This window comes from Sneathiella sp. P13V-1 (genome assembly GCF_015143595.1).
Taxonomy (GTDB): domain Bacteria; phylum Pseudomonadota; class Alphaproteobacteria; order Sneathiellales; family Sneathiellaceae; genus Sneathiella.
On the sequence record NZ_WYEU01000001.1, the window covers coordinates 517,764 to 530,859 of the forward strand.

Annotated in this window: 13 protein-coding genes and 2 pseudogenes; 10 read left to right on the forward strand and 5 right to left on the reverse strand. The window is 58.2% G+C overall.

Translation table 11 applies throughout. The features are described 5' to 3' along the window. Nucleotides 1-220: 220 nt before the first annotated feature. Entirely contained in the window at nt 221-664 is a 444-nt protein-coding gene (locus tag GUA87_RS02630; protein WP_193714967.1) for a hypothetical protein, read from the reverse strand. On the opposite strand from GUA87_RS02630, the gene GUA87_RS02635 reads away from it, so the two are divergent. From GUA87_RS02635 to GUA87_RS18290, 3 genes and pseudogenes are all read left to right on the forward strand, one after another. Continuing rightward, nucleotides 648-1,145: a hypothetical protein gene (locus tag GUA87_RS02635; RefSeq protein WP_193714968.1), complete on the forward strand. Its 498-nt coding sequence runs from the start codon at nt 648-650 to the stop codon at nt 1,143-1,145. The genes GUA87_RS02630 and GUA87_RS02635 overlap by 17 nt on opposite strands. A 68-nt stretch (nt 1,146-1,213) precedes the next feature. Next, nucleotides 1,214-1,570, forward strand: a pseudogene (locus GUA87_RS02640) (transposase); the annotation flags it as partial. A 337-nt stretch (nt 1,571-1,907) separates the two neighbouring features. Beyond that, nucleotides 1,908-2,464 (forward strand): annotated as a pseudogene (locus GUA87_RS18290) (transferase hexapeptide repeat family protein). A gap of 111 nt (nt 2,465-2,575) precedes the next feature. Here GUA87_RS18290 and GUA87_RS02650 read toward each other — a convergent pair. The 3 genes from GUA87_RS02650 to GUA87_RS02660 are packed head-to-tail and all read right to left on the reverse strand — an operon-like array spanning nt 2,576 to nt 5,671. Then, nucleotides 2,576-3,052, reverse strand: coding sequence for a biotin carboxylase N-terminal domain-containing protein (locus GUA87_RS02650; protein ID WP_227711656.1), 477 nt, complete (start codon nt 3,050-3,052; stop codon nt 2,576-2,578). Between the two features lie 12 nt (nt 3,053-3,064). Continuing rightward, nucleotides 3,065-4,864: an acyclic terpene utilization AtuA family protein gene (locus GUA87_RS02655; protein WP_193714969.1), complete on the reverse strand. Its 1,800-nt coding sequence runs from the start codon at nt 4,862-4,864 to the stop codon at nt 3,065-3,067. Nucleotides 4,865-4,885: 21 nt separating this feature from the next. Further along, a complete protein-coding gene (locus GUA87_RS02660; protein ID WP_193714970.1) occupies nt 4,886-5,671 on the reverse strand; it encodes an enoyl-CoA hydratase-related protein in 786 nt (261 codons plus the stop codon). Between the two features lie 134 nt (nt 5,672-5,805). Between GUA87_RS02660 and GUA87_RS02665 the strand changes: the two genes are divergently transcribed. The 6 genes from GUA87_RS02665 to GUA87_RS02690 are packed head-to-tail and all read left to right on the forward strand — an operon-like array spanning nt 5,806 to nt 10,789. Beyond that, entirely contained in the window at nt 5,806-7,020 is a 1,215-nt protein-coding gene (locus GUA87_RS02665; RefSeq protein WP_193714971.1) for an acyl-CoA dehydrogenase family protein, read from the forward strand. Between the two features lie 13 nt (nt 7,021-7,033). Beyond that, on the forward strand, nt 7,034-8,233 hold the full coding sequence (locus GUA87_RS02670; protein WP_193714972.1) for an acyl-CoA dehydrogenase family protein: 1,200 nt from the start codon (nt 7,034-7,036) through the stop codon (nt 8,231-8,233). Nucleotides 8,234-8,242: 9 nt separating this feature from the next. After that, entirely contained in the window at nt 8,243-9,097 is an 855-nt protein-coding gene (locus GUA87_RS02675) for an SDR family NAD(P)-dependent oxidoreductase (RefSeq protein WP_193714973.1), read from the forward strand. After that, nucleotides 9,090-9,893: an enoyl-CoA hydratase-related protein gene (locus tag GUA87_RS02680; RefSeq protein ID WP_152467137.1), complete on the forward strand. Its 804-nt coding sequence runs from the start codon at nt 9,090-9,092 to the stop codon at nt 9,891-9,893. The genes GUA87_RS02675 and GUA87_RS02680 overlap by 8 nt, the downstream gene beginning before the upstream one ends. Before the next feature lie 12 nt (nt 9,894-9,905). Then, nucleotides 9,906-10,388: a PaaI family thioesterase gene (locus GUA87_RS02685; RefSeq protein ID WP_193714974.1), complete on the forward strand. Its 483-nt coding sequence runs from the start codon at nt 9,906-9,908 to the stop codon at nt 10,386-10,388. Further along, nucleotides 10,388-10,789 carry a PaaI family thioesterase gene (locus GUA87_RS02690; protein ID WP_193715794.1) on the forward strand — a complete coding sequence of 134 codons (402 nt, stop codon included), beginning with the start codon at nt 10,388-10,390 and terminating at the stop codon, nt 10,787-10,789. Before GUA87_RS02685 ends, GUA87_RS02690 begins: the two co-directional genes overlap by 1 nt. Nucleotides 10,790-10,804: 15 nt before the next feature. Here the strand turns inward: GUA87_RS02690 and GUA87_RS02695 are convergent, their stop codons facing one another. Further along, nucleotides 10,805-12,106, reverse strand: coding sequence for a TetR/AcrR family transcriptional regulator (locus tag GUA87_RS02695; RefSeq protein ID WP_321575862.1), 1,302 nt, complete (start codon nt 12,104-12,106; stop codon nt 10,805-10,807). Nucleotides 12,107-12,262: 156 nt separating this feature from the next. Here GUA87_RS02695 and GUA87_RS02700 point away from each other — a divergent pair, with 156 nt between their 5' ends. Beyond that, complete coding sequence (locus GUA87_RS02700) at nt 12,263-13,024, forward strand: glucose 1-dehydrogenase (RefSeq protein ID WP_193714976.1); 762 nt, start codon at nt 12,263-12,265, stop codon at nt 13,022-13,024. Nucleotides 13,025-13,096: the final 72 nt, after the last annotated feature.

Genomic DNA, 13,096 nt, shown 5'->3' on the forward strand with positions numbered 1-13,096 from the left:
TTCAGTTGTTCGAAATTGTTGCTACGTCTCCGGGTTTTTCGTATTCTAGTGACCCCATATTGACCCCACGGGGCCAATTGACCCCTTTTTACCGAAAGCCGCGCTCATGGCCTACATTGAGAAACGAGAACGACCGGGCGGCACATGTTGGCGTGCCCGCGTTCGCATTAAGGGCTTTCCAGCCCAACAAAAAACCTTTTCCCGCAAGACCGACGCGAAACTATGGGCGCAGCAAACCGAGGCCGCCATACGCAAGGACGAGTTTAAGAACGTGGTCAAAACAGCGGGCCGCTACACCTTGAGCGAGGTTATAAGCCGCTATCGCTTGGATATTGCCCCACACAAGGCCGCGACCACGCGCCGGACAGAAGGCACCTAGGAGGCGGCTGGATTGAACAACAACCCTTTCAACAAGGCGGAAGAATTGACGCAAAAATATGGAAGCTTCAAAGCCTACCGCCTTGCCTTGGAAGCCGCCGACCGGGAAATCAAAAAGGCCCGGTTCCGGGAAGATAGATACCTCTATTAGCGAGACGTGGCGTTTACCGTCCGCGAAATCCGCTACCGGGAACTTGGCCTTATTCCGACCCCCTAAAACAGAAAGCCGCGCAATAGACGCGGCTTTCCCTTCTCGGTATCCTTGTCCCATGACGGCCAACGACACCACGCTCCCCAACCCTTTTGACCATCCCGCCACAATGGAGCTTGCGCGGGAGGTTTTAGATTTGCCCAGCCTTTCCGGCTTGCCCGCCCTTGACCGCTGGACAAAGGCCAAACTGCAAGACGCTATCGCCTATAACGAGGCCGCCGTATTTGTTGCTCTTATGTGCAACGTCATTGAGAACTTTTTGCCGGAAACCATGCTCACCCGCTTTCGGCAACTCCCTATCGCCCCCTACGTCACACATGACGGGGCCGGGCTTCAAATGAAGCTTGCCGCACTCAAAGAAGGCCGCGCCATGATTGACGCGGTAGAGGGCGCAATCTTGGCCGAAAGGCAGGCGGGCAATCGCAGTTTTTCAAATGAATTCGATTTTGATGCTTTTTTTAGCCAACTGGCCGAGGACTTTTTGCCCGGACTGAAAATTCCGGCGAGGCTCCCCAACAGCGCCAGCATTATCGAAGCCATCCTAAAGAAAGAATAGCTCTTAGCGGCGCATGGCAAAGCTACTTGTCGCCGCCCACTTGCCGCCAATGTTTAGCATTGTGTCGCTTGGTGGCATTTTACAATCACCGTGGCACGGCGGAGCAGTACATCAAGGAAGGCAAGAACGCCATTAAGTGGACCCGGTTGTCGTGCCGCAAGTTCCGCAATTACGAGGTTCGGCTCCACCTTCACGCTCTGGCTTACAATCTGGCGAACTTCATGCGAACGTTGGCCTTGCCGAAGGAAGTGGAACACTGGTCGCTGACTACGATTCGGGAAAAATTGGTGAAGATCGGTGCGAAAGTGGTCAGCCATGGCCGATACGTCACGTTCCAATTAGCCGAGGTGGCCGTACCACGGAGCCTGTTCCAAAAAATTCTGGGACTGATTGATGATCTGCGACGAAGACCCGTCCCGACGTAGGCCGGGATCATCGACGGCACAGGGAACAAGATGGGAGAAGTGCGTTCGGATGACGACAAAAACTCCCATTGGGCATCTGAGCTTGATCAAATCGTCAAATCGAGGCTGTCGCATCGCCGATCGGGGAAAATTCTTTCCTTCGATAACGGGGAGCGGCTACATTGGCAACGAAATAAAGGTTATCTGGGAAATGTCGGCTAACATATGTTCTTTTATTTGAATGTGGGTAATGGAAGGCAGCGCATTTCGGACCTTCGGTTGCCAGCATGACTGTCCATGAACGTTTGGTGACTGTTTTCTTAAACCAGCGACATGCAGACTGCGAAAGGAAGCGAGAATGGCGTACTGTTATGAATTCAAAGGGTTTATACCCGTTGTGCCTGAGGATACATATGTCCACCCCCAGGCCGTTCTGATCGGAAATGTCATCCTGGGGCATGGGTGCTACATCGGACCCGGGGCAAGCATGCGGGGCGATTTCGGCAGGATCGTGATCGGGGATGGTGCCAATGTTCAGGACAATTGCATCATCCATTCCTTTCCCGGCCGCGACGCCGTGGTGGAAACCGACGGCCACATTGGCCATGGCGCGATCCTACACGGTTGCACAGTGGGGCGGAATCGATTGTCGGCGCGCAGGCGTTTGTGCGGGGCGAAACCGTGATTCCGCCGCGTTCGATGGTGGTCGGATCGCCAGCCAAGGTGATCCGCGGCGTCAGCGAGAAGGAAGTCGCGTGGAAGACACGCGGGACGGCGGAATACCAGAAACTCGCGCGTGACTGTCTGGCCGGATTGATGTCCGTCGAGCCGCTGAAGATGGTCGAAGCCGACCGGCCCGAGGTGGCAGCCTCTGACGTCGTTTCGATTCAGGAGGCGCGGCAGACGTCGTCCTGACCTGTCCGGGCACCGGACCGCGGCGGCGAACTTCGCATTGCGAAACCGCCAGATGGAAAGACCTTGACGCGGGACGGCACCCCCTAAATCGGTGCGCCGTCCCGCAAGCAGTTACAGCCGGAAGATCCCGTAGCCCAAAGCGCGGGCGCGTTCGACAAAGCTCGCCGGATCGTCATCCTCGATCGCCGAGGGTGCGACGGGAAATCCGCGTTCCTCGACAAAGGCGCGCGCTCGGACCTTGTCACGCATCAGGTCGATGACCTCGGACGTCGGGCCGACAAAGGTCACTCCGGCTTTTTCCAGCGCCGCGACAAAACCGGCATTCTCTGACAGAAAGCCATAGCCGGGATGCACCGCATCCGCGCCGATCTTTTTTGCAGCCTCGACGATCTGAGGGATATCCAGATAGGCGGCCACGGGCGTCGGGCCATCGATGGTCACGATCTCGTCGGCAATCAGGTGGGCGGGCCCCTTCTGCTCCGACGTATGGCGCAGCACAGCCGTCGCAAGGCCTCGGGCCTTGGCGGTGCGCAACACGCGCGCCGCGATCTCACCCCGATTGGCGACCAGGAGTTTCGAAATGGTCATGGTGTCGTCCTCTTAGTTCGGGTTCGCGGCATTCAGCCCGTCACGTGCGGCCAGATCGGACGGCACGGGAATTTCGATATCAAGCAGCATTTGCGCGAACCCTTTGCCCTGCGGGTCGATGCGGACCGAGGCGATGCCGCCACCGCCAAGCGATTCGTGCAGCAGGAAGTTAAGCGAATGGCTTCCGGCAAGGTCGAATCGCTCGACCTTGCCTTCGCAGACATGGGAGAAATAGTCTTTCACCACCTCTTCGCTGAGAGCTGAGCGGATATATGGCAGGTAGTCTGGCTTGCGCGCAAGGATGCCGATATTGGCGATATCCCCCTTGTCGCCCGAGCGGCCCCAGGCCAGATCGACGAGGCGCACCTTGACCGCGTCCGGACCGGGCTCGCGGCTATCTGCGGGCGGCGCAGCAGGCGGATCAAGGTGGACTGGCGTGGTGGCCACGGTGACGGGCACTTCCTTGCCGTCGACCTCGACTGCGACGGGGGTCTCGGCCTTGCTCTGCAGGAAGGAGAACAGACGGACCACCGGCTGCACCTTTGGCCGTCCGGCGAAGAACCCGGTTAGACCCTGCGCGGTCGAAATCGCCATCGGTGCGATTTCTCCGGCAAAGATGTTCAGCGCGGCGCGATCGTCATGGACCGCGCCGATCTTGAGCACCACCTCGCGGGTCCGGGCGCGCGCATTTGCGCCATAGGCCGCCTCGGCCCCCAGCACCTCGACGCTGACCTGCCGGAAATCGCCCATGTTCCGGTCGCGGAAAATCCGGTGGCAGCGGGTCAGGATCGCCTCGGCCACGCGCTCGGCCTTCGCAGGTGCATCAATCGCGGCCAGTGTCAGTGTGGAGACAGCGCGCCAGCCATCGGCATGGGTCGCCGACACCTTGTAGCTGTCGGTGCGCCCTAGCCCCCTGCCGCCCTTGACCAGCACCTGATCAGGTCCGACCTGTTCCAGGGTGACCCCGGACCAGTCGCAGATCACGTCGGGCAACAGGTAAGCGCGCGGGTCCCCGATTTCATAAAGCATCTGCTCTCCGACTGACCCGGGCACGACCAACCCGCCTGTGTCAGGCGTCTTGGTCATAATGAAACTGCCGTCTTCGGACACCTCGACGACGGGCATCCCCATGTTGTCCCAACCTGGCACGTCCTGCCAGTCGGTGAAGTTGCCGCCCGTTCCCTGGGGGCCGCATTCGATCAAGTGGCCGGCCAGCGATCCCTGGCTGAGCTTGTCCCAGTCGTCATCGCCCCAGCCGTATTCATGCATCAGGGGACCAAGCGCGACCGCGCTGTCGGCGCAGCGCCCGGTGATCACGATGTCGGCCCCGGCATCCAGCGCCGCCGAGATCGGGCGAGCACCCAGATAGGCATTCATGCTCCAGATATCGTCTGGAAATTCTACACCCGAGAACATTTCCGTCTGACCGCTTTTGCGAATTTCATCGGCCCTAGGCAACAGGTCATCGCCCAGCACGACACCGACCGAGAGATCAATCCCGGCCTCGGCGGCGGCTTTGGCAAGCGCATCACGGCAGCCACGCGGGTTCACGCCCCCGGCATTGGCAACGACCTTGATGCCCTGACGCTTGATTGCAGGCAGCCACGGAACAAGCGCCTTTACGAAGTCCGGCGCATAGCCCGACTCGGGCGTTTTGGCGCGCGCCCGCGCCATCAGCGACATAGTCACCTCCGCCAGATAGTCAAAAACCAGATAGTCGATCTCGCCCTTTGAGACCAGTTGACCGATCGCTTCCGGTGTATCACCCCAGAAGCCCGATGCGCATCCGATGCGCAGTTTTCGTTCCGACATATGTCTCTCCTCCCCGCTTGATTAGCGGCCTGTCCATTCAGGTTTGCGTTTCGAAATGAAGGCATCAAAGCCTTCGCGCGCGTCTTCGGTCTGCGCTACTCGCGGCAAAAGTGTTTCTGCAAACCGCATTTGCTGCGGATAGGTCATGTCCTCCATCGCGTGACAGGCGTATTTTCCCAGCCGGATCGCGCTTGGCGACTGCGCAGCAATCTGGGCAACCAGTTCTGCAACCTTCTCGTCCAACCCCGCGGCATCGGTCACATAGTTGACCAGATTGAATTGCAGGGCTTCCTCGGCCGTCAGAGGAACGCCGGTGATGAACATCTCCATCAGCCTCCGCCGGGGCAAAACACGCATCATAGGTGGCACGATCGTCATGGGAAACAGACCCACCTTCACTTCCGGCGTTCCGATGCGCGCATGATCCGCCATTACCGCAAGGTCGCAGGCACAGATGATGCCCACCCCCGCCCCCATCGCGACGCCGTTTATACGCGCGATCGTTGGCTTTCGGCACGCCTGTATCGTTTCGAATAACCTTCCGGCAAAATGATCCGGGTCCGAGGGATCCTGAACAAACGGGCCGCCATCCGCACCCGCCTTGATGTCACCCCCGGCACAGAAGGCGCGCTCGCCCTCGCCGGTCAGAACGATCACACGACAATCGCTGTCACTCTCGGCAGCTCGCATGGCGGCCATGACCCCGTCTGCGACCTCGCGGTTGAGGGCATTTCGATTATCAGGACGCCGAATCGCGATACGCACTTCATTGCCACACGCCTGCGATTGAACAACGCTCTCAGTCATATTCGAAGCTCCCCCTGTGTGATCTGGGCACCATGCTTTCAAACCTTAGGTCTTTAAGAACTTGGCTTGATTTATTTTCTAACATATGTTTGATTTTGGTCAATACCGCAGACGAAATTTTTTGGGAGGTTGATATGGCGACTCAAAGTGAGACTATCGCGGCTGATCTGGAAGCCATCAGGGCGAACTATTCTTTGACCGATCAGCAACGCCAGATTGTCGATCACGTGGATCGGGTATCGCGCGAGGTGCTGCACCCACTGCAGGCGCGCATGGATGACGAGGAATGGTGGCCCGATGATCTGTTCAAGCAGATGGGCGAACTAGGCTTGCTGGGGATTACCGCGCCGGAGGAGCTAGGTGGATCGGGACAGAACGAGTTCACCCAGGCGCTGGTGTCCGAGGTGATTTCGAAGTGGAATCCGGCTGTGGGCCTCTCGCACGGGGCGCATGACAACCTGTGCCTGAACAACCTGCTGCGCAACGGATCCGAAGAGCAGGTGAAGAAATATGTGCCGGGCCTTTGCTCCGGCGACTTGGTTGGTGCTCTGGGCCTAACCGAACCGGGTGCGGGATCCGATGCGCTTGGGTCCATGGCGACCACTGCGCGCCGCGACGGCGACGAATACGTCATCAACGGCTGGAAGATCTACATCACCAACGGGCCGATCGCCGATGTGATCCTGCTTTATGCCAAAACCGACAAGTCGAAGGGCGCCAAGGGCATTTCTGCTTTTATCATCGAGACGGACAATCCTGGTTTCAAGGTGGCGCAAAAGCTTGACAAGATGGGCTTCCGCGGCTCGCCAACCGGAGAACTGGTGTTTGAGGATTGCCGCGTACCCGCATCCGCCATGGTTGGACAGGAAAACACCGGCGTTTCGGTGGTAATGAGCGGGCTGGATCTGGAGCGTGCTATGGTTGCCTCAGTCTGCGTTGGCATGGCCGAACGTGCGCTGGAACTGGGTCTGGAATACGCCAAGATTCGCGAACAATTCGGCAAGCCGATTGCTAGTTTCCAGATGATGCAGTCGAAACTGGCCGAGATCTACACCGAGGTCGAAACCGCGCGTGCCTTCAGTTATCGAGCCTTGGCCGCCTGTACCGGCCTGCCGAAAGGGGCCGGGGGCCGCGGTGAAATCCACAAACTGACCGCGGCGGCCTGTCTTTACGCAGGCGAGGCATTCAACAAGGCGGTGACCGAAGCCTGCCATATTCATGGTGGCTCTGGCTACATGCAGGACACCGAGATTAACCGGCTGTTCCGCGCCAACAAGCTGCTGGAAATCGGCGCGGGTACAAGCGAAGTCCGCAAAATCATCATTGCCGAAGAACTTTTGCGCGCCTGAGGGGGACGAGACCATGAACAAGCAACTGCGCAACGACACCGCTCTGCCAACACATTTCATGACGGACGAACAGCAGGCCCTGGCCGATCAGGCCGGCAAGTTCTTCATGTCCGAATTCCACCATCTGAATGCGGAAATGGACGATACAGATGACCTGCCGCCTTCGGTTTTCCCCAAGCTGGGCGAGATGGGATATCTCGGCCTGAACGTGCCGCCGGAATTTGGCGGCGCGGGGCTGGATTTTACCTCGGCCTGTATCATCACCGAGGAAATGTCGCGCGCCTCGGCGGCCATCGGACTGACCCATGTGGCCCATGACAATTTGTGCGTCAACAATATCTACCGCAACGCCAATGACGAGTTGCGCCGAAAATACCTGCCAGGTCTGTGCGACGGCACGCTGGTGGGTGCCCTGGGTCTGACCGAACCCGGCGCGGGGTCTGATGCGCTTGGCTCGATGCGGACCACGGCCAAAAAGGATGGCGACGACTACATCCTGAACGGCGCCAAGATCTACATCACCAATGGGCCGATTGCCGATCTGGTGCTGGTCTATGCCAAGACATCGCCCGAAAAAGGGGCCAAGGGCATTTCCGCCTTTATCGTGGAAACCGACACGCCCGGTTTCAAGGTGGCGCAGAAGCTGAACAAGATGGGATTCCGCGGCTCGCCGACGGGCGAACTGGTATTCGAAGATTGCCGTGTTCCGGCCAGAAACATGGTCGGCAAGCTGGATGGCGGGGTTGCCGTTACCATGTCCGGACTTGATCTGGAACGTGCCATCGTCTGTTTCAACGCTCTGGGCATTGCGCAGCGGGCGCTGGATATTTCCATCGATTACGCCAAGACACGCCAGCAATTCGGCAAACCGATCGCCAGTTTTCAGATGGTTCAGGCGATGCTGGCCGACATGTATACGCAGATCGAGGCCGCGCGGAGCCTGTCCTTGCGCACCGCTGCCATGTGTGAAGGCCTCGAAGAGGGCGAAGGCGGGCGCGGCGAAATACACAAGCTCACCGCTGCGGCGATCTACAAGGCCGCTGAGGCGACATCCTTCGTGCTGGACAAAGCTGTCCAGATTCACGGCGGCTCGGGTTACATGCGTGATACAGAAGTGAACCGGCTATACCGGACCGGTCGCGTGCTTGAGGTCGGCGCAGGCACCCAGGAGGTTCGCAAACTCATCATCTCTGGCGAATTGCTGAAGAACTAGGGGCGGAACATGAACGAAGCGAAATCAAGGCGTTACGCGTCGGATCTCATGGCGGGTCAAGTTGCCCTGGTCACGGGGTCCGGATCTGGAATGGGCCGGGCGACGGCGATCGAAATGGCCGCTTGCGGGGCAAGGCTTGCGCTGTTCGCGCGCCGCGAAGAGCCGCTGGAAGAGACCGCCGAAATGATCCGGGCGGCGGGGGGCGAGGCCTTTGTCGTGCCCGGAGACACCCGCGACGAAGACAGTATCGAAGCTGCGATGGGGCGGATCAAGGACCACTATGGGCAGTTGGATGTTTTGGTGAACAATGCCGGCGGCCAGTATATCGCGGCCGCCCGCGATATCACCAACAAGGGCTTCGAAGCCGTGATCCGCAACAACCTGATCGGATCTTGGCAGATGACCCGGGCAGCGGCGGATCACTTCATGTACGACAATGGTGGATCGGTTGTGTTTGTCACCGCCATCTCTGCGCGCACCGCGCTTACCGGCTTTACACACACCGTCGCCGCCCGCGCCGGTGTGACGGGCATGATGAAAACGCTGGCCGCCGAATGGGGCGAGTACGGCATCCGGCTGAACTGTGTCGCGCCGGGCACGATCAAGACCGATGCGCTTGGCCGCTATCCGATTCCGCCGGAACAGTGGAAAAAGCTGAACCGCTCGGTGCTAAACCGGATGGGGGCGGCCGAGGACATCGCAGGCACGATCATTTTCCTGGCCTCGAAACTTGGCGGTTTCATCACCGGAGAAGACATTTATGTAGACGGCGGTGAGACCTTGCATATGGGTCATGACGCGCGGGACATGATCAACCCCGCGATGTTCGAGAAACGCGAACGGGGAGATGGCAAGAATGAATAAACAGCCCGTCCTTCTGGAGATTTCCGACAGGATCGCTACGGTTACGCTGAACGACCCCGAGCGGCGCAACCCGGTCACCGGCAACGACATGATCGCTGCCCTTCTGGAGACCTTCGCCAAGGTGCAGGCCGATCCTCAGGTCAGCGTGATGATCCTGACCGGGGCCGACCCGGCCTTTTGTGCAGGCGGGGACATCAAGGAGATGAACGATCCCGACAGCGTGTTCCGCAAGGAGCCGCTGGCGGCGGCGCAGAGCTATGTTGATGGGGTGCAGCGGCTGCCGCTTGCGCTCTACAACATGGATATTCCGACGATCGCCGCAGTCAACGGCCCGGCGGTGGGCGCGGGGTGCGACCTGACCATGATGTGCGACATGCGCATCGCGTCAGAAAAAGCAAGGTTCGGCGAGGTGTTTCTGAATCTCGGAATCATTCCGGGCGATGCGGGCAGCTGGTTCCTGTTGCGTCGTCTGGGCCACCAGAAGGCCGCCGATCTGACCTTCTCGGGGCGCATGGTCGAGGCCAAGGAAGCGCTGGAGCTTGGTATGGTGCTTGAACTTGTGCCTCATGAAAAATTGATGGAACGGGCCCGTGAACGGGCCGCTGTCATCGCCGCGAAACCGCCGCGCGCGGTGCGGGTCGCCAAGCGTCTGATGCGCAATGCCGAACGGATGGACCTGCCGGATTTCCTGAATTCCGCGGCGGCCTATCAGGCGCTCATGCATCAGACCGAAGACCACCACGAGGCGGTTGCTGCGTTCGTCGAAAAACGAAAACCCAATTTCACGGGGCGTTAAAGGAAAGATCGCATGTCAGACATCACCCAAAAGAAGATGGAGCAAATCGCGCAGATGTGGAATGCGCGCGGCAAGGGTCTGATAACGCATATGGCGCTTGAGATCGAAGAGGTCTCGACGGAAGGTGTCCGGGTTCGGATGCCGTTCAATCCGGACTTTTGCGTCGATGCGGAACAATCGCTGCTCCACGGTGGTATCCTGACGGCACTTCTGGACAGTGTCTTTGGACTGGCGAACTTTGTTGCCATCGAAGGCGTCAGTACCATGGCCACTCTTGACCTCAGAGTTGATTACCTGCGCCCGGCCCGTTCGCGCGCGGATGTCATCGTTCAAACGCATTGTTTTCGCAAGACCCGCCACATCGCCTTCAATTCCGGCAGCGTCTGGTTCGCGGGCCATGAGGATGCTGAAATAGCTAGGGGAACCGCCTCGTTTGCATTGACGCGCGGCGAAACCAGCCTGTTTGACGCAATGACAAAAGGAAAAACCTCGTGATGGACGTGCAAACTGTCAATGCCAATGTATCCCGGGTGCCGTTCTTCCGATTTCTCAACTTTGAGGTCAGAAGTCTAGACAGTCTCCATGCTGAGGCGGAAATGACCTTTGATGACCGCCATATCGGTAACCCGATCATGGAGTACTACCATGGCGGCATAATCGCGAGTTTTATGGAGGCCACTGCCGCCATCGCGGTACAGCCCGATTTCGCCGACGTTCCGGCCAAGCCGATCAACCTGACCGTCGATTACCTCAGACCCGGTACAAAAGGCCCGCTTTTTGCGCGGGCTAATGTCACGCGCAAGGGCAATCGGATGGCGAGCGTTAGCGTGCTGAGCTGGCAGGTGGAACGGCAGAAGGCAATTGCCGAAGGACTGTATCACTTCCTTCTGGTCTGACAAAGCCAACCGCGTTCAGGGCGTGCCTTGTCCCGTGGACGGGGCCGCCTCCCGGTTACAAATTCCTTCTAGTAACAGATTGATTAGCATGCTGGAGAATTCAAGCAGTGATAGATATCCTTCCACTCCTGCCTTGTTCGGGTCGAACCATTCCACCGTCCAGTTTAAGGCGCCCAACATCACTTGGCGCAAGGGGACGATCTTGATATCCGACCTTATAGCGCCGTCGTCCTGAGCTTCACGGAGTATCCGATCCCAGAGTTTTCCATATTCATGGCGAATACCCCTGTGCCTCTCCTTGAAATGATTGGGGAGCATTCCATAGCTTCTGATATTCGCCGAGGTGAACTCGCTTGCCTTGAAGAGGAAATCCAGGTGCGCCCAGATTGCAGTCGCTATCCTGACGTGATGGTCGTACGGGGCATCGAATTTCCGAACGGCGGTTTCGACACCTGATAGCAAGTCCCTTAGTCCGGCGTTTAGAACTTCGTCAACGATCGTTTCCTTGGAGTTGAAATGGTAATAGACGCTACCCGCTTTCATGTCGGCATCTTCCGCAATCTTTCTCAGAGTCGTCGCCTTGTAGCCATTGTCCCTCAGAACGCGCGCTGCGGCCTTTAGGATTTCTGCACGGGTCTTAGCCGCCTTGCCGTCGGGTTCCGGGATTTTGAAGGGAGTGGCGGGGCACAGCTTCAAACCTTCGGTATCCGCCCTACAATGCAGACACATTCCGTCAAGTATCAGCTTACTCATTCGTTCCGCGAGGATGCGCACCGGATACTTGTCGATATTATACCATTCCACAGTCCAGTTCATGGCGCTCAGGATGAACTGGCGAATGACTGTTGTGGATATGTCATTTCGAAGGTGACCGGCGCGCTTGGCGTCATTTAGGAATCTGCCCCAGGCCCCTGCATATGAAGCACGCAATTCGCGATGCGGGGCGCGTGTTTCTTCCGACAACATCGGATAGTTCCGAATATTGGCCGACGTGAAGTCGCTGTCGGTCAACAGATAGGTAAGGTGTGTTTCAATCAGCAATTCGAAGGTCTTGCGAAAATCCTCCGAACTTGTTGTTGCCGACCGAACGATTTCACTGACCATCTCATAAAGCTGACGCACACCAAGTTCGAGGACTTCGTTCAGAATCTGGTCCTTGGATTGAAAATGGTAATAAATGCTGCCGGCCTCAATGCCAGCTTCCTGCGCAATGTCGCGCATCGTCGTTGCGTGATAGCCTTCATACCGAAAAAGTCGCGCGGCCGCAGCGAGTATGACTTCGCGGGTCCTCTCAGACTTGCTCAGATTGTCATTCACTATCCTGGTATCTTCAATCCGTAGTGCCATTCATTATCGATACTTGTCCGAGATGAGTTTGTCCATTGCAAAAAAATCTAATAACTGTTAGAATTCATCAAAGAGAGCATAGAATCAAACTCTTTACAAGGTGCAACGGAAGAGGAGGACCTCCACATGCGAGGGTTGAGTGGAAAACGGGTCATTGTGACCGGCGGTGGGAGCGGCATTGGCCGAGCGGTTTGCGAAATGTTCGGCGCAGAAGGTGCCGAAGTCGCCGTTTTTGATCTGAACAAGGCCGGGGCGGATGAAACTACCAAAATAATCACCGAGGCCGGCGGAAAAGCGACGGCATTTCAGGTGGATATTACCGATCGTGCCCAGGTCGACAAGGCCGTTGCCGAGTTCGAATCCGGCGGACCGATCGATGTACTGGTGAACAACGCCGGCTGGGACGTGATCAAACCGTTCCTCGACACCGATGCCGATCTTTGGAAGAAGGTCATCGACATCAATCTTTATGGACCGCTTAACATGCATCACGCGGTGCTTCCGGGCATGGTCAAAAACGGCGGCGGCCGCGTGGTCAACATCGCGTCCGACGCCGGCCGCGTCGGATCATCCGGCGAGGCTGTGTATTCGGCCTGCAAGGGTGGCATCATCTCGTTCACCAAGACCGTGGCGCGCGAACTGGCACGCAAAAATATTCAATTGAACGCGGTCGCCCCCGGACCGACCGACACCCCGCTGTTCGCTCAGGTTGCCGAGGGCGAAGCCGGTCAAAAGATCGCCGAGGGTCTCAAGCGGGCGATCCCAATGAAGCGCCTAGCGCAGCCGAAAGATTACCCTGGCATCATCTGTTTTCTGTCGTCCGACGACGCGGGATTCATCACCGGTCAGGTGATTTCGGTTTCGGGCGGCTTGTCCATGCACGGTTAAAACGCTGACAGCAGCGCCGGACACAAGGCGCTGCTGCCAATCCGTGCCAAGAGTTGCCTACCCGACTGGCCG

Coding starts and splice junctions, on each gene's coding strand:
- GUA87_RS02665 (WP_193714971.1), top strand. CDS start 5,806: ATGGCGACTCAAAGTGAGACTATCGCGGCTGATCTGGAAGCCATCAGG.
- GUA87_RS02650 (WP_227711656.1), bottom strand. CDS start 3,052: ATGACCATTTCGAAACTCCTGGTCGCCAATCGGGGTGAGATCGCGGCG.
- GUA87_RS02635 (WP_193714968.1), top strand. CDS start 648: ATGACGGCCAACGACACCACGCTCCCCAACCCTTTTGACCATCCCGCC.
- GUA87_RS02675 (WP_193714973.1), top strand. CDS start 8,243: ATGAACGAAGCGAAATCAAGGCGTTACGCGTCGGATCTCATGGCGGGT.
- GUA87_RS02690 (WP_193715794.1), top strand. CDS start 10,388: ATGGACGTGCAAACTGTCAATGCCAATGTATCCCGGGTGCCGTTCTTC.
- GUA87_RS02660 (WP_193714970.1), bottom strand. CDS start 5,671: ATGACTGAGAGCGTTGTTCAATCGCAGGCGTGTGGCAATGAAGTGCGT.
- GUA87_RS02655 (WP_193714969.1), bottom strand. CDS start 4,864: ATGTCGGAACGAAAACTGCGCATCGGATGCGCATCGGGCTTCTGGGGT.
- GUA87_RS02685 (WP_193714974.1), top strand. CDS start 9,906: ATGTCAGACATCACCCAAAAGAAGATGGAGCAAATCGCGCAGATGTGG.
- GUA87_RS02670 (WP_193714972.1), top strand. CDS start 7,034: ATGAACAAGCAACTGCGCAACGACACCGCTCTGCCAACACATTTCATG.
- GUA87_RS02680 (WP_152467137.1), top strand. CDS start 9,090: ATGAATAAACAGCCCGTCCTTCTGGAGATTTCCGACAGGATCGCTACG.
- GUA87_RS02700 (WP_193714976.1), top strand. CDS start 12,263: ATGCGAGGGTTGAGTGGAAAACGGGTCATTGTGACCGGCGGTGGGAGC.